This is a genomic window from Shewanella pealeana ATCC 700345, from assembly GCF_000018285.1.
Classification (GTDB): Bacteria; Pseudomonadota; Gammaproteobacteria; order Enterobacterales; family Shewanellaceae; genus Shewanella; species Shewanella pealeana.
The window spans coordinates 632,384-653,832 of record NC_009901.1 but is presented as its reverse complement, the minus strand read 5'-3'; the positions used below and the strand labels follow the sequence as shown (position 1 = coordinate 653,832).

General features: G+C 46.2%; 11 protein-coding genes, 4 tRNA genes and 3 rRNA genes. 4 read left to right on the top strand and 14 right to left on the bottom strand.

Going from position 1 to position 21,449, the window contains the following annotated elements:
* Window positions 1–75: 75 nt before the first annotated feature.
* From SPEA_RS02835 to tyrP, 10 genes are all read right to left on the bottom strand, one after another.
* Window positions 76–1,896, bottom strand: coding sequence for a hypothetical protein (locus SPEA_RS02835; RefSeq protein WP_012153794.1), 1,821 nt, complete (start codon window positions 1,894–1,896; stop codon window positions 76–78).
* 727 nt (window positions 1,897–2,623) lie between these two features.
* Window positions 2,624–2,739: ribosomal RNA gene (gene rrf, locus SPEA_RS02830) — 5S ribosomal RNA — on the bottom strand.
* 177 nt (window positions 2,740–2,916) lie between these two features.
* Window positions 2,917–5,811 (bottom strand): 23S ribosomal RNA (locus tag SPEA_RS02825).
* A gap of 336 nt (window positions 5,812–6,147) precedes the next feature.
* Window positions 6,148–6,223 (bottom strand) — tRNA-Ala (locus tag SPEA_RS02820).
* A 65-nt stretch (window positions 6,224–6,288) separates the two neighbouring features.
* Window positions 6,289–6,365, bottom strand: a tRNA-Ile gene (locus tag SPEA_RS02815).
* A gap of 74 nt (window positions 6,366–6,439) precedes the next feature.
* A 16S ribosomal RNA gene (locus SPEA_RS02810) occupies window positions 6,440–7,982 on the bottom strand.
* The 16S, 23S and 5S rRNA genes sit together here with 2 tRNA genes alongside, the layout of an rRNA operon.
* Window positions 7,983–8,970: 988 nt before the next feature.
* Window positions 8,971–10,314 carry an NADP-specific glutamate dehydrogenase gene (gene gdhA, locus SPEA_RS02805; protein WP_012153793.1) on the bottom strand — a complete coding sequence of 448 codons (1,344 nt, stop codon included), beginning with the start codon at window positions 10,312–10,314 and terminating at the stop codon, window positions 8,971–8,973.
* Window positions 10,315–11,103: 789 nt separating this feature from the next.
* Window positions 11,104–11,194: transfer RNA gene (locus SPEA_RS02800), tRNA-Ser, on the bottom strand.
* Window positions 11,195–12,366: 1,172 nt separating this feature from the next.
* Window positions 12,367–12,457: transfer RNA gene (locus SPEA_RS02795), tRNA-Ser, on the bottom strand.
* Between the two features lie 155 nt (window positions 12,458–12,612).
* A complete protein-coding gene (tyrP, locus tag SPEA_RS02790) occupies window positions 12,613–13,815 on the bottom strand; it encodes a tyrosine transporter TyrP (protein WP_012153792.1) in 1,203 nt (400 codons plus the stop codon).
* A 441-nt stretch (window positions 13,816–14,256) separates the two neighbouring features.
* Between tyrP and SPEA_RS02785 the strand changes: the two genes are divergently transcribed.
* Both SPEA_RS02785 and SPEA_RS02780 read left to right on the top strand, forming a co-directional pair.
* Window positions 14,257–14,820, top strand: a complete 564-nt coding sequence (locus SPEA_RS02785) for a TlpA family protein disulfide reductase (RefSeq protein WP_012153791.1) — start codon at window positions 14,257–14,259, stop codon at window positions 14,818–14,820.
* Window positions 14,821–14,851: 31 nt separating this feature from the next.
* On the top strand, window positions 14,852–15,376 hold the full coding sequence (locus SPEA_RS02780; protein WP_012153790.1) for a GNAT family N-acetyltransferase: 525 nt from the start codon (window positions 14,852–14,854) through the stop codon (window positions 15,374–15,376).
* Between the two features lie 72 nt (window positions 15,377–15,448).
* Here the strand turns inward: SPEA_RS02780 and SPEA_RS02775 are convergent, their stop codons facing one another.
* Window positions 15,449–16,039, bottom strand: a complete 591-nt coding sequence (locus SPEA_RS02775) for a TM1812 family CRISPR-associated protein (RefSeq protein WP_012153789.1) — start codon at window positions 16,037–16,039, stop codon at window positions 15,449–15,451.
* Window positions 16,040–16,126: 87 nt separating this feature from the next.
* The gene (locus tag SPEA_RS02770; RefSeq protein WP_012153788.1) at window positions 16,127–16,696 is read right to left on the bottom strand and encodes a hypothetical protein; all 570 of its coding nucleotides are present in this window, start codon (window positions 16,694–16,696) and stop codon (window positions 16,127–16,129) included.
* A 220-nt stretch (window positions 16,697–16,916) separates the two neighbouring features.
* Between SPEA_RS02770 and ubiD the strand changes: the two genes are divergently transcribed.
* Both ubiD and fre read left to right on the top strand, forming a co-directional pair.
* Entirely contained in the window at window positions 16,917–18,398 is a 1,482-nt protein-coding gene (ubiD, locus tag SPEA_RS02765; RefSeq protein ID WP_012153787.1) for a 4-hydroxy-3-polyprenylbenzoate decarboxylase, read from the top strand.
* A 109-nt stretch (window positions 18,399–18,507) separates the two neighbouring features.
* On the top strand, window positions 18,508–19,218 hold the full coding sequence (gene fre, locus SPEA_RS02760) for an NAD(P)H-flavin reductase (protein ID WP_012153786.1): 711 nt from the start codon (window positions 18,508–18,510) through the stop codon (window positions 19,216–19,218).
* Window positions 19,219–19,311: 93 nt separating this feature from the next.
* Here fre and SPEA_RS02755 read toward each other — a convergent pair whose 3' ends face one another.
* The gene (locus SPEA_RS02755; RefSeq protein WP_012153785.1) at window positions 19,312–20,316 is read right to left on the bottom strand and encodes a substrate-binding domain-containing protein; all 1,005 of its coding nucleotides are present in this window, start codon (window positions 20,314–20,316) and stop codon (window positions 19,312–19,314) included.
* 127 nt (window positions 20,317–20,443) lie between these two features.
* On the bottom strand, window positions 20,444–21,361 hold the full coding sequence (gene rbsK, locus SPEA_RS02750; protein ID WP_041410794.1) for a ribokinase: 918 nt from the start codon (window positions 21,359–21,361) through the stop codon (window positions 20,444–20,446).
* Window positions 21,362–21,449: the final 88 nt, after the last annotated feature.

Sequence of the window (21,449 nt, the reverse complement as noted above, 5' to 3'; positions counted from 1 at the left end):
CGTAAAATAGCCCTCTATAAAGGTGTTCATAACCGAGTGAGATAAACTAAGTCTCACTCGGTTATTGTATTAAAACTACTTTAGCGGAGTGTCATCCGCAGATACATAGTAGTTCATAATCACTCGACCATAAGGGTCAAAGGCTGAGTGAAAAATCTGCACAACGTCATTATCTAGTTGCGCTGCGACCTCAGTTTTTCCAGCCTCGATGTTGACACGATGACTTGAACCTTGATGAGCTGGGAAGTAAACATATAAATCCCCTTCAGCGACAAAGTCATTTTGGCGGCTCCAGTTATATTTAAAAGAGTCTTTCGAACCATCGACCTCTTCTAACTCAGCCAGATACGACTTCATTGCGGACTCACCTTCTGGTGGTTGCGTCAGGAATATCTTTTTACTGATGTTCTTTTCTGGAGAGTCATACACGAATGTCACCGTATACTCCTTATCTTTCTCAATCACATCAGCATTAAGGTCAATCTTATATCCATCTAACAGACCACTGATTTTGTTCTGACTATCAACAAGATGACAGCTTGAGCTTCCTGGCTCCTTAAATATCTTATCTAACTTAATCGATTTGCTAGTTGGTGACTCAACGGTGATATATTGCAGCCCATCAAAGGCATCGTTAAGGTTTGCAAGCTTGTCAAAAAACTCTTTGCTATTCCGCTGCCAAGCACCACGCTCTAGATCTGGCGTACAGTGAGTTGATGACAAGAAACCTGTAGTTTCAAATACCCACTCAAATGTCTTAAAAGGAACCCAGTTATACTCTGCTGGTGCGACGTTAAGCTTGTACATAGCATAAAAGGATGTCGGGAAAGGCTTGTCATCACCAAGGAACTTAAGTTCACCGTCAACAAATTCAAACCAAGCTTGATCTCTCGAAATACTCGACTGAGTACTCGCTTCAAACGTAGCAGTGAAACCTAACAAATATTGCTGCTTTGCTGGCGTGCTATCCAAAATAACAAAATCGCGATAGCGCTTTAAATTGGCATTATCTTCTTCAGGTAAAATATCAAAATAGATGTCATGCAAAGTACTAGCATCACTACCAAACCAGTGTGCATTAGGAGCAAGATAATTATCAAAAGCGACTCTATCGTCCTTTAACAAAATCATCTGCTCTAAAGTATTGCTAGCTTGATTGATTAAGCCTAGTTGCAGCTTAATCTGTGCCTGATCGCTTCCAGCAGGAATAAATGACTTATTTTTCCAGCTTTCACCGTAAGCTAATTCAACTCGAAACTCTTTGGCTGGCAAGTAAACCAACGTCGCTTTATCATGTTGGTATTCAATAGATAAAGTAGAAAGCACACTGTCAAGGTGCTCAAAATCTGCCAGATAAACTGCCGATAAAAAGTTGGTGTCTGTTGCTAACTTTGCAACCGACAACAATGGCTCCAGAAGACTGTCTAGCTCGCTTTGCGCCTCTTCGAGTGCTTCATCGGTAAAAAGATGTTGATAGTCTGAAAATTTATCATAAACAACCTCTGCGTCCACTCCTGCTATACGGCCTATCATCAACCGAGTTAGAGGTGATAAATTGATACGTTCAACAGTGTTATCAAGGATAATTGAATATTCAGTCGTGGCTTTCACGCCATGAGCACCAGTGATTTTAACTATTGCAGGATAGCTAAGCTCTGTAGCGTCACTGATAACAAATTTACCATCTTCAAATACTTGTAAATCACTTATAGATTTAACTCTAGATTCATCGCTTTGCTTAAGAGTCACAACCCCTTTGATTGCCCCTCCTTGAGATGCAAGACCATTAATTGATGAATAAGAAGGTGGTAAAGGAATGTCTGAAGATGAGTCAGAATTACAGCCCACTAACACAGATATCGCTACAATAAACGTAGCTACTTGTTGGAACTTCATGATTTATTATTTATCCAGTAAGAAGATATTTTAAAGTTACTTGTACAGAAAAGGGCTACCGTGTCTGAATACTGCCCAGTATTAGATATCGGTAACCCTTTAATTATATATTTATCGGAGGCCGTCGCCTTACGCGCTCCCCCAGACGAGTATTTTAATCTTTTTCCTCAGCTGAAAGCCACATTTTCCAGCGCAAAACTGCATAGATGTGGGAAATGTCGATTATGCAGCAGCATATAATCGCCCTCGGTTCGCGCAGCGAACACATGGGGGTGAAAGTTGGGCGCTTTGAATACGCAGTATTCAGCCCCTCTGCTTTAAGTGAAGAGTGAACGCGGAGAAGCTTGTCTTCGTAGCGGCGGGGCGACGTCGGGAGCTGTTCTTTTCGCGCGACCTATATGGATATAGAAAGTGCCTTAAATTGTCTGGAACAATTTATCTCAGGACGGGACACATATACGAAAAAGCCCGTTGCATTAGCAACGGGCTTTATCGCTTCTCTTTCGAGAATAATTTAGCGCCTGTCATGGCCAGCTTCGAGCGAGCTCTCCGCGTTTCCCCCTTGCATCAAACTTCGTTTGATAAGCACAAGGGCTTCACCCTACTATCACATGATTTGAAGTATGCTTCGCATGCACTCTTTATTTCCCATGTTCGTTCGGTCCCCTTTCCAGACAATAACGAAAAAAGCCCGTTGCTTTAGCAACGGGCTTTCTCGTTATTTGGCGCCTGGAAATGACCTACTCTCACATGGGGAGACCCCACACTACCATCGGCGATACTGCGTTTCACTTCTGAGTTCGGAATGGATTCAGGTGGTGCCACAGCTCTATGGTTTCCAGACAAATTCTGCTTTTACTTTCAGTTTTAAAAAAACTAAAGGTAAAAAAGTTTGGAAAGCTGTTACTCGCCTTAGCAAGTAAACTGAAATTAAGTTTTGAGTCCACACTACATTAAGTGCTTCATTCTAATTTTGTCTTTAGAAACATTAGTTTCTCATACAAAACCCATTAGGGTTGTATGGTTAAGCCTCACGAGTCATTAGTACAAGTTAGCTCAACGCCTCACAACGCTTACACACCTTGCCTATCAACGTCCTAGTCTCGAACGGCTCTTTAGAGGAATTAAATTCCTAGGGATGACTCATCTTAGGACTCGCTTCCCGCTTAGATGCTTTCAGCGGTTATCGATTCCGAACGTAGCTACCGGGCAATGCTATTGGCATAACAACCCGAACACCAGCGGTTCGTCCACTCCGGTCCTCTCGTACTAGGAGCAGCTTCCTTCAATCATCCAACGCCCACGGCAGATAGGGACCGAACTGTCTCACGACGTTCTGAACCCAGCTCGCGTACCACTTTAAATGGCGAACAGCCATACCCTTGGGACCGACTTCAGCCCCAGGATGTGATGAGCCGACATCGAGGTGCCAAACACCGCCGTCGATATGAACTCTTGGGCGGTATCAGCCTGTTATCCCCGGAGTACCTTTTATCCGTTGAGCGATGGCCCTTCCATACAGAACCACCGGATCACTATGACCTACTTTCGTACCTGCTCGACGTGTATGTCTCGCAGTTAAGCTGGCTTATGCCATTGCACTAACCGTACGATGTCCGACCGTACTTAGCCAACCTTCGTGCTCCTCCGTTACTCTTTGGGAGGAGACCGCCCCAGTCAAACTACCCACCAGGCACTGTCCCGAACCCCGATTCAGGGGCCGCGGTTAGAACATCAAAACTACAAGGGTGGTATTTCAAGATTGACTCCACTCCATCTAGCGACGAAGCTTCAAAGTCTCCCACCTATCCTACACATGTAGGTTCAATGTTCAGTGCCAAGCTATAGTAAAGGTTCACGGGGTCTTTCCGTCTAGCCGCGGGTATACGGCATCTTCACCGCAATTTCAACTTCACTGAGTCTCGGCTGGAGACAGCGTGGCCATCATTACGCCATTCGTGCAGGTCGGAACTTACCCGACAAGGAATTTCGCTACCTTAGGACCGTTATAGTTACGGCCGCCGTTTACCGGGGCTTCGATCATGAGCTTCTCCGAAGATAACCCAATCAATTAACCTTCCGGCACCGGGCAGGCGTCATACCGTATACTTCCTCTTGCGAGTTTGCACAGTACTGTGTTTTTGATAAACAGTTGCAGCCACCTGGTATCTGCGACTCCCGGCAGCTTAGAGAGCAAGTCTCATCACCGCTAGGAGCGTACCTTCTCCCGAAGTTACGGTACCATTTTGCCTAGTTCCTTCAGCCGAGTTCTCTCAAGCGCCTTAGTATTCTCTACCCGACCACCTGTGTCGGTTTGGGGTACGATTCCTGCTAACCTGAAGCTTAGAAGATTTTCCTGGAAGCATGGCATCAACTACTTCAGTCCCTTAGGACCTCGTCATCAGCTCTCAGCCTTAAGTACACCCGGATTTGCCTAAGTGTACAGCCTACAACCTTAAACGCGGACAACCAACGCCGCGCTAGCCTAGCCTTCTCCGTCTCTCCATCGCAGTTAGCAGAAGTACGGGAATATTAACCCGTTTCCCATCGACTACGCCTTTCGGCCTCGCCTTAGGGGTCGACTCACCCTGCCCCGATTAACGTTGGACAGGAACCCTTGGTCTTTCGGCGAGGGGGTTTTTCACCCCCTTTATCGTTACTCATGTCAGCATTCGCACTTCTGATACCTCCAGTGTGGGTTACCCCTTCACCTTCAACGGCTTACAGAACGCTCCTCTACCGCACCAGTGTAAACACTAGTACCCATAGCTTCGGTGTATTGCTTAGCCCCGTTAAATCTTCCGCGCAGGCCGACTCGACTAGTGAGCTATTACGCTTTCTTTAAATGATGGCTGCTTCTAAGCCAACATCCTAGCTGTCTAAGCCTTCCCACATCGTTTCCCACTTAGCAATAACTTTGGGACCTTAGCTGATGGTCTGGGTTGTTTCCCTTTTCACGACGGACGTTAGCACCCGCCGTGTGTCTCCCGTATAGTACTCATTGGTATTCGGAGTTTGCAAAGGGTTGGTAAGTCGGGATGACCCCCTAGCCTTAACAGTGCTCTACCCCCAATGGTATTCGTACGAGGCGCTACCTAAATAGCTTTCGAGGAGAACCAGATATCTCCGAGTTTGATTGGCCTTTCACCCCCAGCCACAAGTCATCACCGCATTTTTCAACATACGTGTGTTCGGTCCTCCAATTGATGTTACTCAATCTTCAACCTGCCCATGGCTAGATCACTCGGTTTCGGGTCTACACCTTGCAACTAAACGCGCAGTTAACACTCGGTTTCCCTACGGCTCCGCTATTCGCTTAACCTTGCTACAAAATGTAAGTCGCTGACCCATTATACAAAAGGTACGCAGTCACGGTCTCAAGAACCGCTCCCACTGCTTGTACGTATACGGTTTCAGGTTCTATTTCACTCCCCTCACAGGGGTTCTTTTCGCCTTTCCCTCACGGTACTGGTTCACTATCGGTCAGTCAGGAGTATTTAGCCTTGGAGGATGGTCCCCCCATGTTCAAACAGGATGTCACGTGTCCCGTCCTACTCGTTTTCACGTAAAGTTAGTTTTCATGTACGGGGCTATCACCCTGTGCCGCTGTGCTTTCCAACACATTCCACTAACACCCTCTACGCTTAAGGGCTAATCCCCGTTCGCTCGCCGCTACTAGGGGAATCTCGGTTGATTTCTTTTCCTCCGGGTACTTAGATGTTTCAGTTCCCCGGGTTCGCCTCACTACACTATGTATTCATGTAGTGATACATGCTTATGCATGTGGGTTTCCCCATTCGGACATCGTTAGCTCAAATGCTTGTTACTAGCTCGCCAACGCTTTTCGCAAGTTACTACGTCCTTCATCGCCTCTGACTGCCAAGGCATCCACCATATACGCTTAGTCACTTAACCATACAACCCAAATAAGTCTCTATGAGATATATCCGTTGTTCTGAGCGGGTAAGCTCACAACAGCCGTATCGTAACTAATGGTTTCTACTTTCGCCAAAATTAGAATTTTTATCTCATCATCCAACAAGTTAATGTTAAACAACGAGCTAAGACACTTAATGTTAAGTGTTTATAGAACTCAATTTTTTAATTTCGCAATAATCTTTCGATTATTACTATCAGCTTTCCAAATTTTTAAAGAGCGGGCTTAAAAAAGCCAAAGATAAATTCTGCATTTATCTTTGGCATCTCTTACCTGTGCATATGTCTTACTCTTACTGAAGAGAAAGATGTAAATGGTGGAGCTATGCGGGATCGAACCGCAGACCTCCTGCGTGCAAGGCAGGCGCTCTCCCAGCTGAGCTATAGCCCCATTTACATGCAGTCAAACAAATTTACGTTAAAACAAAATCTTTCTTTAGGAGAAAATAAAGATTTTGGTGGGTCAGAGTGGACTTGAACCACCGACCTCACCCTTATCAGGGGTGCGCTCTAACCAGCTGAGCTACAGACCCAACGTAATTTGCTCTTTCTTTACGACAAGCATATCTGTGTGAACACTCAACAACTATTAAGTTAGTCGTATAGGTAAGGAGGTGATCCAGCCCCAGGTTCCCCTAGGGCTACCTTGTTACGACTTCACCCCAGTCATGAACCACACCGTGGTAAACGCCCTCCCGAAGGTTAAGCTATCTACTTCTGGTGCAGCCCACTCCCATGGTGTGACGGGCGGTGTGTACAAGGCCCGGGAACGTATTCACCGTAGCATTCTGATCTACGATTACTAGCGATTCCGACTTCACGGAGTCGAGTTGCAGACTCCGATCCGGACTACGACCGGCTTTGTGAGATTAGCTCCACCTCGCGGCTTCGCAACCCTCTGTACCGACCATTGTAGCACGTGTGTAGCCCTACTCGTAAGGGCCATGATGACTTGACGTCGTCCCCACCTTCCTCCGGTTTATCACCGGCAGTCTCCCTAAAGTTCCCACCATTACGTGCTGGCAAATAAGGATAAGGGTTGCGCTCGTTGCGGGACTTAACCCAACATTTCACAACACGAGCTGACGACAGCCATGCAGCACCTGTCTCAGAGTTCCCGAAGGCACTAAGCTATCTCTAGCGAATTCTCTGGATGTCAAGAGTAGGTAAGGTTCTTCGCGTTGCATCGAATTAAACCACATGCTCCACCGCTTGTGCGGGCCCCCGTCAATTCATTTGAGTTTTAACCTTGCGGCCGTACTCCCCAGGCGGTCTACTTAATGCGTTAGCTTGAGAGCCCAGTGTTCAAGACACCAAACTCCGAGTAGACATCGTTTACGGCGTGGACTACCAGGGTATCTAATCCTGTTTGCTCCCCACGCTTTCGTACCTGAGCGTCAGTCTTTGTCCAGGGGGCCGCCTTCGCCACCGGTATTCCTTCAGATCTCTACGCATTTCACCGCTACACCTGAAATTCTACCCCCCTCTACAAGACTCTAGTTTGCCAGTTCAAAATGCAGTTCCCAGGTTGAGCCCGGGGCTTTCACATCTTGCTTAACAAACCGCCTGCGTACGCTTTACGCCCAGTAATTCCGATTAACGCTTGCACCCCTCGTATTACCGCGGCTGCTGGCACGAAGTTAGCCGGTGCTTCTTCTGCGAGTAACGTCACACCCAAACGCTATTAACGCTTGAGCTTTCCTCCTCGCTGAAAGTGCTTTACAACCCGAAGGCCTTCTTCACACACGCGGCATGGCTGCATCAGGCTTTCGCCCATTGTGCAATATTCCCCACTGCTGCCTCCCGTAGGAGTCTGGACCGTGTCTCAGTTCCAGTGTGGCTGATCATCCTCTCAGACCAGCTAGGGATCGTCGCCTTGGTGAGCCATTACCTCACCAACTAGCTAATCCCACCTAGGTTCATCCAATCGCGGAAGGCCCGAAGGTCCCCTCCTTTCCCCCGTAGGGCGTATGCGGTATTAGCAGTCGTTTCCAACTGTTATCCCCCTCGACTGGGCAGATACCTAGGCATTACTCACCCGTCCGCCGCTCGTCACCTCAGGAGCAAGCTCCCTTGTGTTACCGCTCGACTTGCATGTGTTAGGCCTGCCGCCAGCGTTCAATCTGAGCCATGATCAAACTCTTCAATTAAAGTTTTTTTTGCTTCTTCCACCTTACAAGTAAGGCTAAATCAGCGGCTCAACGAATTCTGTATTACATATTGCTATGAACACTCATTCATTAAGTCAATTTTTGATTGTCTCGTGAGAGACAATTTCGAATAACTTAATCTCTGTGAGTGTCCACACAGATTTGCTTGTCATATTGTTAAAGAGCGGTGCTAATCCTATTGAGAACGAGTCTCTCAGTTAGCAGCCTAAGACGCTAGGTCGTTGGCTTGAGGAGGCGTATTCTACACTCTCCAGTGTCGGCGTCAAGCGCTTATTTTAAGAAGTTTTTCAAGTGGCGATTTCTTAATCAGAAGTCGTTACCCGAAGCTCTTAAAGCGGTTGTCACCTGAATCAAATCTCCGTGGAGTTTTAACTCTCTAACGCTGCTAGCTTGGCTAGTTGCCTGCTTCACCGTGTCAGTGGGGTCGCATTATAGGGAGATTCGAAAAGAGCGCAAGAGGCTTTTTCAATAAAATTTAAATAAGTCAACCAAACGAACATTAACAAGCCATCATGCGGTTTAATTCAGCAGAAAACACACGTCCAGGTGGGTGTGCGGGCAATTAGCCTCCTCTATATTAAAGCTTCAAACATAGCTGGCATTGATGTTCATCTCTTTTGCTACCAGTTTTAGGCACTAACTATAGGCATTAAGCTCAATCCAGCTGCTTTGATATAGAAATGGTTATCTTCTTTTTAAAGTTAGTACAGCGTAGTTGTGGAATGCACTAGCAGATAACAACCATTTACTTCATTCATCTGTAAAACTCATAAGTTTGGCGAATCTCTGTGTCGCCCTATTATATTCTGCTATTGCTTACAGGGCTTTTACTTCACGCTGAATGCCTTTATATGTAATAGCTATAAGATCTCGCTCAGTTATCATATATAAGCACACATAAAAAATAGCTTGTTTGAATCAAAAGTAAAAAGGGCCATAAGGCCCTTTTAAAAACACACTATCTATATTAGTAAACGCCTTGTGCCTTCATGGCCTCAGCTACTTTTACAAAGCCTGCTACGTTTGCGCCCAGCTCATAGTTGATGTGCGTGTCTTCACGGCCATACTGCTCACAGGTTGCATGGATAGAGTACATGATTTCGCGCAGACGCATGTCCACCTCTTCTCGACTCCAACTCAAGCGCAATGAGTTTTGACTCATTTCTAGGCCAGAGGTCGCAACACCACCGGCGTTGGCAGCCTTACCCGGTGCAAACAATACCTTCGCCTCATGCATCAGGGCAATTGCGTCAGCGGTGCTTGGCATATTGGCACCTTCAGCAACAATCTGTACGCCATTAGTGATTAGCATTTTGGCATGCTCGGCATCCAGTTCGTTCTGAGTCGCACAAGGCAAAGCTACTTCTGCAGCAAACTGCCAAGGTGTACCACCAGTCACATACTCAAGCCCCATCTCATAGGCGTAATCTGCAACGCGGCCACGACGATCGTTTTTAACTTCCATAAGCTTGGCGAGTTTCTCTGGAGTAAAACCTTCAGAATCGAATACAACGCCGCTAGAATCTGATGCAGTAATGACCTTACCGCCCATCTCCATAGCTTTTTCGATAGCGTACTGAGCTACGTTACCCGATCCTGATACAGTAACGATTTTGCCTTCTAAAGTTTCACCTTTAGCCTTAAGCATTGCTTCGACGAAGTACAGCAGACCGTAACCAGTCGCCTCTGGGCGGATCAAACTACCACCGAAAGACAAGCCTTTACCTGTAAAGACACACTCAGCGCTGTTTGTCAGCTTCTTCATCATGCCTGTCATATAGCCCACTTCACGGGCACCAACACCAATATCACCAGCTGGAACATCCGTATCGGCGCCTAGGTGGCGATGCAGCTCGAACATTAATGCCTGACAGAAACGCATCACTTCGCCATCACTTTTCCCCTTAGGGTCGAAGTCGCTACCACCTTTACCGCCGCCCATAGGCAATGTGGTTAGTGCGTTTTTGAACGTTTGCTCAAAGGCCAAGAACTTCAGAACCGACTGGTTAACTGAAGGATGGAAACGCATACCGCCCTTGAAAGGACCAATTGCAGAATTGTGCTGAATACGGAAAGCGCGGTTAACCTGGACTTTTCCTAGGTCATCGACCCATGAAACACGGAACTGAATTAAGCGCTCAGGCTCAACAAGACGTTCAAGAATACCAGCATCTAAATACTCAGGGTGTGCAGCAACAAAAGGCCAGATAGAAGTAAGTACTTCTTTTACTGCCTGCAAAAATTCAGGTTGGTCAGGATTACGGACGGCAACGGTAGAAAGAAAACTATCAAGAGTCATCTCTGCGCTCATTTTGGTGCTCCAGGGTATAAATTAAGATTACTACTGCTTGGATTGCGCTGTGCGCACCTGCAGTTTATTTTGTGAAATGTTTTATATCAGTAAATGATGGTTAATGAATACAATACTTTACTGAACCTGTGTGTTGCCTCAAGAAATTCGAACATTGTCCCTGAACACCTAGAAATTCTTAATAAAAAAGCCATAAAAATAAGAAATCAATAATTCACGCACTTTAATCTCCCCCGCAAAAGTGACCTTAGCAATTATAAAGGTAGTTTTGCTTGAAGGCCCTTAGTTGGCGCAGCATCAGGGATACCTCGGCTATAGCGGTAGTAATAAATAGTAGTGTGACTAATACTAATCTCACCGAAAATACTCATTCATTCAAACATTCACCGTAAATGCGCCAGCAGACTTGTAAACACAAGGGTACTTTAAATGAAGCTAACAATACTCACAGTACTCCTATTCATTCGCCCTCTCTCTGAATGTGGCGTAGAGGTAGAGACTTGAACCCTACATATATGCGCTATAAACCCATTAGGTTACAGATACGAAAAAGCCCCTGCATTTCTGCTGGGGCCTCATCTGAATATGGCGGAGGGATAGCAGGCTCTGAACTAACTCAAGCAAACAGGAACCCTAGGGTTCTTCTTTATAAATTGCAGATAGCAAAAAGCCCGCTATAAATACAGGCAGATGAGATAGCCGGTTCTAAACAATAGGAACCCAAGGGTTCAGCTTTTATTTGAACATACGAAAAAGGGCTTCCATTACTGGAAGCCCTTTCTCTAAATGTGGCGGAGGGATAGGGATTTGAACCCTAGATGGGCTATAAACCCATGCCGGTTTTCAAGACCGGTGCATTCGACCACTCTGCCATCCCTCCGAACGCCGCTGATAATAGGGATACTCGACGCCAATGTAAAGCCTAATTTCACTCAAATGGCGAGTTTGCACAAAAACTCAGCGCAGCGAGCCGTTCTTACTAAAATCAGCTGTAAATATAGTCTAGGTGAGGCTTCATATTCAGGCTCGATTTAATCATACGTAATCTAGATGGCTTTCTGCCCTTTAATAACAAGTGGAAAGCCTTTCTCTAAATCTGCCGAATGGATAGCTGACTCTGAACTAACTCAAGCAAACTGGAACCCTAGGGTTCGGCCTTTTAATTTAACCATACGAAGAAGGGCTTCCGCTCTTTATTACCAGACTGGAAGCCCTTTCTCCTAAATGTGGCGGAGGGATAGCTGGCTCTGGATAATAGAAACCCTACATATATGCGCTATAAATCCATTAGATCGTAGATACGAAAAGGCCCCAGCATTTCTGCTGGGCCTCATCTGAATATGGCGGAGGGATAGCAGGCTCTGAACTAACTCAAGCAAACAGGAACCCTAGGGTTCGGCCTTTTAATTTAACCATACGAAGAAGGGCTTCCGCTCTCTATTACCAGAGTGGAAGCCCTTTCTCTAAATGGGCGAAGGGATAGCTGGTTATGGATAATAGGAACCCTACATATATGCGCTATAAACCCATTAGGTACAGATACGAAAAAGCCCCTAGCATTTCTGCTAGGGGCTTCATCTTGAATGTGGCGGAGAGATAGCTGGCTCTGAACTAACTCAAGCAAACAGGAACCCTAGGGTTCGGCCTTTTAATTTAACCATACGAAGAAGGGCTTCCGCTCTCTATTACCAGAGTGGAAGCCCTTTCTCTAAATGTGGCGGAGGGATAGCTGGTTATGGATAATAGGAACCCTACATATATGCGCTATAAACCCATTAGGTTACAGATACGAAAAAGCCCCTAGCATTTCTGCTAGGGCCTCATCTGAATGTGGCAAAGGGGTAGCTGGCTCTGAACTAACTCAAGCAAACAGGAACCCTAGGATTCCTCTTTATAAATCGCAGATAGCAAAAAGCCCGCTATAAATAGCGGGCTTTTCTAAATGTGGCGCCGAGGGCTGGAGGCTTGAACCCTACGTATCTGCACTATAAACCCATTTGGTTACAGATACGAAAAAGGGCTACTCTTTCGAGTAGCCCTTCATCTTGAATGTGGCGGAGGGATAGGGATTTGAACCCTAGATGGGCTATAAACCCATGCCGGTTTTCAAGACCGGTGCATTCGACCACTCTGCCATCCCTCCGAACGCCGCTGATAATAGGGATAGTCGACTTCAATGTAAAGCCTAACTTGACTCGAGTGCCTAAAAAACCAGCCAACAATGCAAAATAATGCTTATTCAGCTATTTTTCAGTCAATTGCGAATCAAAATAACAGCACTTCTTAGTCTGCAGCCTATCAACCAACCGAAGGTAGTAGATTAAACATCTGCATCAGTTGCACACTAATGATCAACACTCCAGCTAATCCAGCCGCAACTAAGGCTACCTTTCCGCCTTTGACTCTGTATCCTTCTAAACCGACTTGCTTACGCTGAGCCGTAACCATAGCGACTGGCAGAAAAACAGCCAGAATAACCAAGGCAAAAGCTGCGTAACCTAATGCGGTGATAAACCCCTGAGGATAGAACAGAGCAAAGCCTAGCGGAGGTAAGAAGGTCACTAAGCCAACCTGCACCCTATGGCTAGCCTTGGTGCTGCGTTTAAGTAGATCTGAGATGAAGTCGAATAGACCTAGGCTCACCCCAAGGAAAGAAGTCGCTAAGGCTAAGTCGGCAAAGATAGATACCGCGTTAGCAATCATTGGGTTATCTAGCATTCTACTCAGAGAAGCGATAAAGCCATTCAAGCTTTGGCTGCCCATTAAGTCTTCCTGAGGCAATACGCCATGGCTAGCTAGCATCCATAACAGGTATACCATCAATGGCAATGCAGAGCCCACAACAATAATCCAACGTAACGCCTTAGTATCTTTACCTAAATAGCGTACAACCGATGGAATAGAGCCATGAAAACCAAAAGAGGTGAAGATAACCGGCAGTGACGCGAATACTAAACCTTGATGAACAGGCAGTTCGACAAGGTTTTCTACCGACACATGGGGTAATAGCAGAAACAGCATCACCACTAACGCAATCAGCTTAAGTGAAAACAGGCTGCGGTTGATCAGATCCACCGAGCGAGTACCGATGGCCACCACAGTGCCTATCAATAGGGTAAAAATGATTGCTCCAGCCTGCATTGGCAGTTCCAGTCCAAACCAGCTAGTTAATTTACTGTGGATCTGCTCACCTCCCCCTGCGATGTAGGCGGCACATAGTGCGTAGAATAGAAACATCATCGAAAAGCTGGCAATAAGCTGCCCTTTTCGGCCCAGTAGCTTATGCGCCAAGGTATGCAAGGTCGCATCGATAGGAGCATGTTGATGTACTTCAATCATAAGCAGCGCGGTATAGGTCATTAGTGACCAAATCAGTAGCATGATGATGCTAGCCATACCAAAGCCAAGACCCGATGCAGCCAGAGGCAATGCCAGCATTCCAGCACCAATGGTTGTACCAGCAATGATTAGCATACTGCCGAAGGTTTTACTTTTGTTCATTTATGGTGTTCCAAATATATGAGTTTGAGTTCGGAACAGGCTTTGATGGTGGCCTACTTCCGAAAGAAGATGGAATTGCCACAATGGAGTGATTTAAAACATGAGGGGGAATGAAAATAACCTCTATCTACGCCATTGTGGCTATCGATAGTAATATGTTTCTTTTGGTGTTAATAACACGTAATATTCCTTGATAGACTCTGTTAATCAACAACTTAATAAACAGAACAATGTGTAGAGCACCACGATATGTTGTCCTAGTTCAACTGTCAACAACCCTGTTATATTTATTGTTAAAAGCCGATGCCAAGCATTCCTCCCTGTATTAGCCCTATATTAAACACAGTCAGAGGTTCGAGATACATGCAGTTGCAAGCAAGGCTTATACATTCTGTTAAACCTCTGTTACTTTAAAGACAATGTAATGAGAATGGATGCACGATGAAAGCCTTTAGCACCAAGAAAGCCTTTGCCAAGATAAAAGCCCTTAGCGGAATAAAAGCCCTTAGCACATTAAGAGCTCTTAAACTCCTTTTTACCAGCCTATTACTATTAACCATTAACGGCTGCGCCACCGCACCTAGCCAAGTTGAATACCTTACTTATGTAAAAACTGGCGATAGCGTACCAGTTTCTCGCTTTGTCGATACTCAAGGCAACACGCTGGATCTCAGCGAGTCAAAAAATAATAAACTGCTGATCTTATTCGCCACTTGGTGCTCCGACTCACAGCGAACCATGAAGCACCTCGCGGGCTCAGATCTACACCTGAGCCCGAATGTAGACATCATCGGCATTGGCCGCGAAGAGAGCAATTCCGCCTTGGATAAATTTGCCACCGAATATGAGCTTAACTTCCCCTTAGTAGCCGATACCGATAGGCAGATCTATGCACAATTTGCCAATGCAGGTATTCCAAGGTTGATCTTATTAGATGCCAACAACAAGGTAGTCAAAACCATCATAGGTGAGACTGAAAACACAATTACTAAAGTCGTTTGGTAATAGCGAAAACGAGAGTAGACAAGGAAAGCCCATGAGCAAAATCATTACCGAGACGCCACGATTAATAATTAGAGAGTTTAATCTCGACGATATCCAAGCCGTCTATGACTTCAACGCAGACGAAAGAGTTAACCGCTACACAGGCGACGCGGGGGTAATACAGTCACTAGCCGATGCTGAGCGTATTATTCGCGATATTTGGCTCAACGAATACTTACAGTTTGGTTACGCTCGTTGGGCGGTAGTCTTAAAAGATAGCAATGAGGTGATTGGCTTTTGTGGCTTTAAAAATGATCACCACATCAATGAAACCGATATAGGCTATCGATTCTCACCAGAATATTGGGGAAAAGGCTATGCAACCGAGGCCAACTTGGCCTGTATTGAGTACGCCAAAACCAATATGGATTTAGACTATATCGTTGGCGATGTCGTCGAAGAAAACCAGGGGTCAATCAATGTGTTATCAAAGCTCGGCATGAAGTTTAATAAGCGATTCGAAGAAAGAGGCTTTAGAATTATGCGCTACGATATGTACCTAAGAGCCAAGAGTTAACGAACAGGAACACATAGCTGACACCCGAGCAGTCAGTAACAGTTTCATTTAGACAAGCGCTAATGAAACCTATTAACTAACTGCTTGTTCAATTTGTGTTTCACAAGCATGCAGCATCGAAGGCGTTAATCTGTTTAGGTGCTCTATCAACTTAAAACACAGCTCTATATATTGAATCGATTCAGCCTTACCCACCTCATATCCCACCGCATGAGCGACTTTGTTACGTAACTGGCGCAGCTCGCTAAATAGCTTGCCTTGCTTAGTATTGATCAAGGCTTCGCTGATCAAAATATTCTCGATATGTTTATAGCGGGTATTTTTATCTAAAGTGATGTTGTCGCAGTGAGATTTAATTAGTTGTTCAGCCGCTAAGTCTACTTGCTCCCAAGCTTCTAAAATCGCAGAGTTAGGCAGGCTATTTGCCGATGCAATCAACATGCTTTTCTTATCGGTTTTTAACTCAGGAAACACGCCTTGCGCCTGCTCTGTCACAGCTTTAAGGCCTTGACCGAACTCGACTTCAAATTCCCTAAACTTTAACTTTTTAGCCAAGGGGATCAACTTAGATATTGGCCGTTTTAAGGTGATAACGCCAAACACCAACACCGCAGGCCAAATAAGTTTGTCCAGCAAGGCTACGATAAATTCCATCCAGCTCATTCAGTATCCTTCCATGTATTCGCTGTTTTTCTGTGTTCAGGATAGCAAGTTTCACCACCTGAATAAAATGGTGCTCTAGTGGTTATTTTACCTTTTGCTTGGTATCTGTTGGTAGGTCTTAGAGTCCCAGTCAAACACATACTCAACTCCCTGCCATTCGTAGATGGTGCGGCCATATCTTTGAATAACACGTGCATTTTCTGGCAAGTGAGTAAGCCCGGTTGAATAGCTCACACTCGTCGTCACCCGCTCAGGCGGCGCAATCAGTTTAGGTTTGCGAGGCTTATATTCAGCTCTATCATAGCGATAAGGATAAACATAACGGCTGCTATAACGATTAGGATACCCCCAACGAGAACCCACTCCCCAGCTATAACCAGGACGCCAGCCAGGTCGGTAATAGCGACCACGATAGGGATAAGAGTACCAATTGTTAGAAACACCTACGTTCCAGCGCCAAGGATCACGATAATCGTAATTGCTCCAGCCAACACCTACACTCACGTTATTGATTACCGACGAGTTGGCAAAGAGATATCTGTGCTCTCGACTGGCAAGCTCACTTGGCGATGTCACCGCTGCGCCAGCATTTGAGACGCCGAAAACTAATACGCCGAAACCTAAAAGGAAGCTCAGACTCCACTTAGCTGTATTCATGTCATCGTCCTCGATAAATCAGTTGTAGCCGATTAGTTAATCTTACGCTTAATAAGCTCTTTCGCCAATGTTGGCACAACCCGTCATCCACTAACCAACGGAAGTTCAGTATTCACTGAATAATTGCTATGCCACGCTTTGATGAACAAGCGTTTAACGCACGTTGGAATGGTGCTATAGTGCGCGCCATATCACAGTTTATAGCGATGAGAATTCCCCTATGAGTTTTAAGGATTTACGCAGCTTTATAGACCACTTAGAAACCAATGGTGAGCTTAAGCGTATTAGTCATCCCGTCGATCCTCATTTGGAAATGACAGAGATTGCCGATCGTGTACTACGCGCCAAAGGTCCAGCTCTGTTATTCGAAAATCCTGTCGGCAACGACATGCCTGTGCTTGCTAACCTTTTTGGTACCCCAAAACGGGTGGCGATGGCATTAGGTAAAGAAGATCCCCTCGCGCTACGCGATGTGGGTGAGCTGCTGGCTTTTTTAAAAGAGCCTGAGCCTCCTCGCGGTTTTAAAGACGCTATCTCAAAAATCCCTATGTTTAAGCAAGCCTTAAACATGCCGCCAAAGACAGTGCGTAACCCACCTTGCCAACAAGTGGTTAAAACCGGTGACGAGGTCGACTTAACTAAATTGCCTATTCAGCACTGCTGGCCAGGCGATGTGGCGCCGCTTGTCACTTGGGGATTAACCATCACCAAGGGCCCACGCCAAAAACGCCAAAACTTGGGTATTTACCGCCAGCAATTACTCGGTAGAGACAAGTTAATTATGCGCTGGCTTGACCATCGCGGCGGCGCACTAGATTTTAAAGATTTCAAAGAGAAGCACCCAGGTGAACGTTATCCAGTAGTCGTGGCATTAGGCGCCGATCCGGTGACCATTTTAGGCGCGGTAACGCCAGTGCCGGATGCCATGAGCGAGTATGCCTTTGCTGGCCTGCTGCGCGGTGAACGCACCGAAGTCTGTAAAGCGTTAAGCTGTGACTTAGAAGTACCCGCCACCAGCGAAATCATCTTAGAAGGTTATATCGATCCTGACGAGATGGCTGAAGAAGGCCCGTACGGCGATCACACAGGTTACTACAACGAAACAGACTCTTTCCCTGTGTTTACGGTGACGCACATCACCCACAGAAAAGATGCCATCTACCACAGCACCTACACCGGCCGTCCACCAGATGAGCCAGCCATGCTAGGTGTGGCACTGAATGAAGTTTTTGTACCAATTCTGCGTAAGCAATACCCTGAGATTATTGACTTTTACCTGCCGCCTGAAGGCTGCTCGTACCGTATGGCGGTGATCTCTATCCGTAAGCAATATCCAGGACATGCCAAGCGGGTGATGATGGGCGCATGGTCTTTCCTACGTCAGTTTATGTACACCAAGTTTATTGTGGTGGTCGACGAGGATGTAAATTGTCGCGACTGGAACGATGTGATTTGGGCTATTACCACCCGTATGGATCCTAAGCGTGACACTGTCATGATCGAAAACACCCCAATCGATTATCTCGACTTTGCCTCACCGGTTGCAGGTCTTGGCTCTAAAATGGGTATGGATGCCACTAACAAATGGGAAGGCGAAACCGATCGTGAATGGGGTACCCCTATCGTGATGGATGAAGCTGTGAAGCAAAAAGTCGATGCTATTTGGGATGACCTAGGCATTGATGACGCACCGACCCTATAATTTTACCTTGCCAAAAATTAGCGAGGGTTTATGTTGCCTGCTGCAGGTTAGCAGGCAGATAAATTTAGACTGAATAAGCTTCCAAAGAGAAGCTCATCAAGGAATAAAGATGAATACCATTAGCTGTACGATTGAAAAAGTAGCGCCATTTAATAACGCCGTATTTCAGGTTATTTTAAAGCCTAGCATCGCTTTTAACTTTAAAGCGGGCCAATATCTTTGCGTCGTTATGGGCGAGAAAGATAAGCGCCCATTCTCTATCGCATCCGCGCCCGATGCAGAGCATATTGAGCTACATATCGGTGCAGCTGTTAGCGAGAGCTATCCTATGCAAGTGGTAGAGCGTTTAAAGCAATGCTTAGCCACAGGTAGCAGCATTGAAATTGAAGTACCCGGTGGTGATGCTCATCTACGCGTTGAAAGCGTGCGCCCTCGCCTGCTGATTGCTGGCGGTACCGGTTTTTCATACATCAAGAGTATTATTGAGCAGAAGATTGCTTTAGGCCAAGAGATTGAAACGACACTGTACTGGGGTTGCCGCAACCAAGATGCCATGTACTATGAAACCATCGCTCGCGAATGGCATGACGCTCACCCATGGCTAAACTTTATCCCGGTTATCGAAGAAGCGACTGATGATTGGAAAGGTAAAGAAGCTAACTTGCTTGAGCAGATCAAAGATGATTTTACTAGCCTAAAAGGCTATGACATCTATATCGCAGGACGTTTCGATATGGTTGGTGCAGCACGAGAGTTGTTCCGCACCATGGGCGTAGAAGAAGATCACCTCTACGGTGATGCGTTCGCGTTTATTAAGTAAGCTTTCTGTATAAACTGATTTTATAAATCAGTTATTAAAGGCGAGTGGCTCACTATTACCAAGCTGATTCATTCGCCTTTTTTATTCGCCCTTTTAGCTTTTTTTCACACTGGCGCGTTCGGTCACTCGTGGCTCAATATCCATAAACTGCGGAGGCAGGCTTGGATCATGCAGGCGTGCAATCAAGGCATTGACCGCTGCTGCGCCTAAGCGCGCTTTAGACTGATGAATACTGGTTAGCGCCGGAGTCATAAACTTAGCCAGCTGAATGTTGTCGTAACCAATTACCGATAACTGCTCAGGGATCTGCACGCCGCTGCGCTGTGCTTCATGCAGTACGCCAATAGCCATCATGTCGTTACACACAAATAGCGCACTCGGTAATTTGCCCGCGACTTGCAGCTTAGCAAACGCCGCCTTGCCGCCTTCGGTTTCAAAGTTACCTTCAATGACCCAATCCGGATTTATCGGTAAATTAGCCGCCGCCATGGCATCGACAAAACCTTGGTAACGCAAGTCAGCCTGTTGGCGATTACGCGGGCCGGTAATACAGCCGATTTGCGTATGGCCGTTATCAATCAGGTATTGCGTCGCCAGTATGCCACCTTGGCGCGAGTGGCCCTGAATCTTGTCGCAAGGAAAGTCAACTTGGCCCCAATCCATCACCACGACAGGTAAGCCACCTAAGCGGCGATAGATCAGCGCATCGTCACCTTCTAACATGGCGCACATCATAATTAAACCGTCGACGCGTCGCTCAATCAAGGTAGTTAATGAGCGCTTTAAGCGTTGGGCATCACCCTCGGTATTACACAAAATAAGGTTATAGCCTTGCTGATAACAGGCTTGCTCAACACTGCGCACCACCTCAGCATAGAATGGGTTGGTCGAGGTGGTTACCAACATGCCGATGGTTTTAGTGCAATTCTGTTTAAGGCTACGAGCCACCGCTGAAGGGCCATGATAATTTAACTGCTGCGCGGCATCTTGCACGCGCTTAGCAATATCATCACTTACAAAGCGAGTACCATTCATCACATGACTCACTGTCGATGTGGATACGCTGGCAAGTTTGGCGACATCTTTCATGGTGGCCATGAGGTTCACTTCCTATCTGAATTACGCTATTACTTTCGCTATTACTTTCGTTATAAATGACGATTTCATGCCGATTTAATTGATGACTCTTTATTTGAAAGCTTCAAAAAAAGAGTCACTTGATAAGTTACTGCGCCGCAATAAACTGCTCAACTTCATCTCGTGATGGAATTGAGGTTTGTGCACCAAAACGGGTTACCGAAATAGCCGCTGCGCCATGGGCAAACACGATTGCATTTTCGATAGCTTTACCTTCGAGTAATCCAGTCACAAATGCGCCGTTAAAGGTGTCCCCTGCAGCAGTGGTATCGGTGGCTTTTACCTTAAATCCTGGGATAATTTTACCCGTGTCTTGCTCACTTAAGTACACACCTTTTGCGCCTAGAGTGATCATCACTGTCGCTATGCCTTTGTCGTGCAGCACTTGAGCGGCTTTAGCTGCGCTATCGGCATCAGTCACGGCTACGCCTGTTAGCACTTCGGCTTCAGTCTCGTTAGGGGTAATGATATCAACCATAGCCAAGAGTGCATCAGGTAGGCTACGCGCAGGCGCTGGGTTTAATACCACCTGAGTGCCATGCACTTTAGCAATGCTCGCCGCCAGTTCAATGCCCGCTAATGGTGTTTCTAGTTGCATCAATAGATATTCGGCTTGCTCAATCATTGCCGAATGCTGCTCAACAATCTCAGCTGTTAATGCATTATTTGCCTCAGCGGCGATACAGATGCTGTTTTCACCGCAATCACTCACCTGGATCATCGCAATACCCGTTGGGGTATTCTCAATCATGTGTACTGCTGAAATATCCATGCCATCATTTGTAAAAGTCTGGCGAATATTTTGACCAAAGCTATCATCACCTACGCAAGCGATAAAACCAATATCGCCACCAAGGCGAGCAGCAGCTACCGCTTGATTAGCCCCTTTACCACCAGGGATCACTTGGTAGTTATGGCCATGCAGGGTTTCGCCTGGACGTGGGAAAGAAGGCACTTGAAGAACATGGTCGGCATTCACACTGCCTAAAACGATTAACTGAGACATTTTCATTTTCCTTGATGACCTCTGTAGCAATAACCGAACTCGCAATGATGTTGGGCTCAGAGGGAAAATACGCCAATGATGACAATTC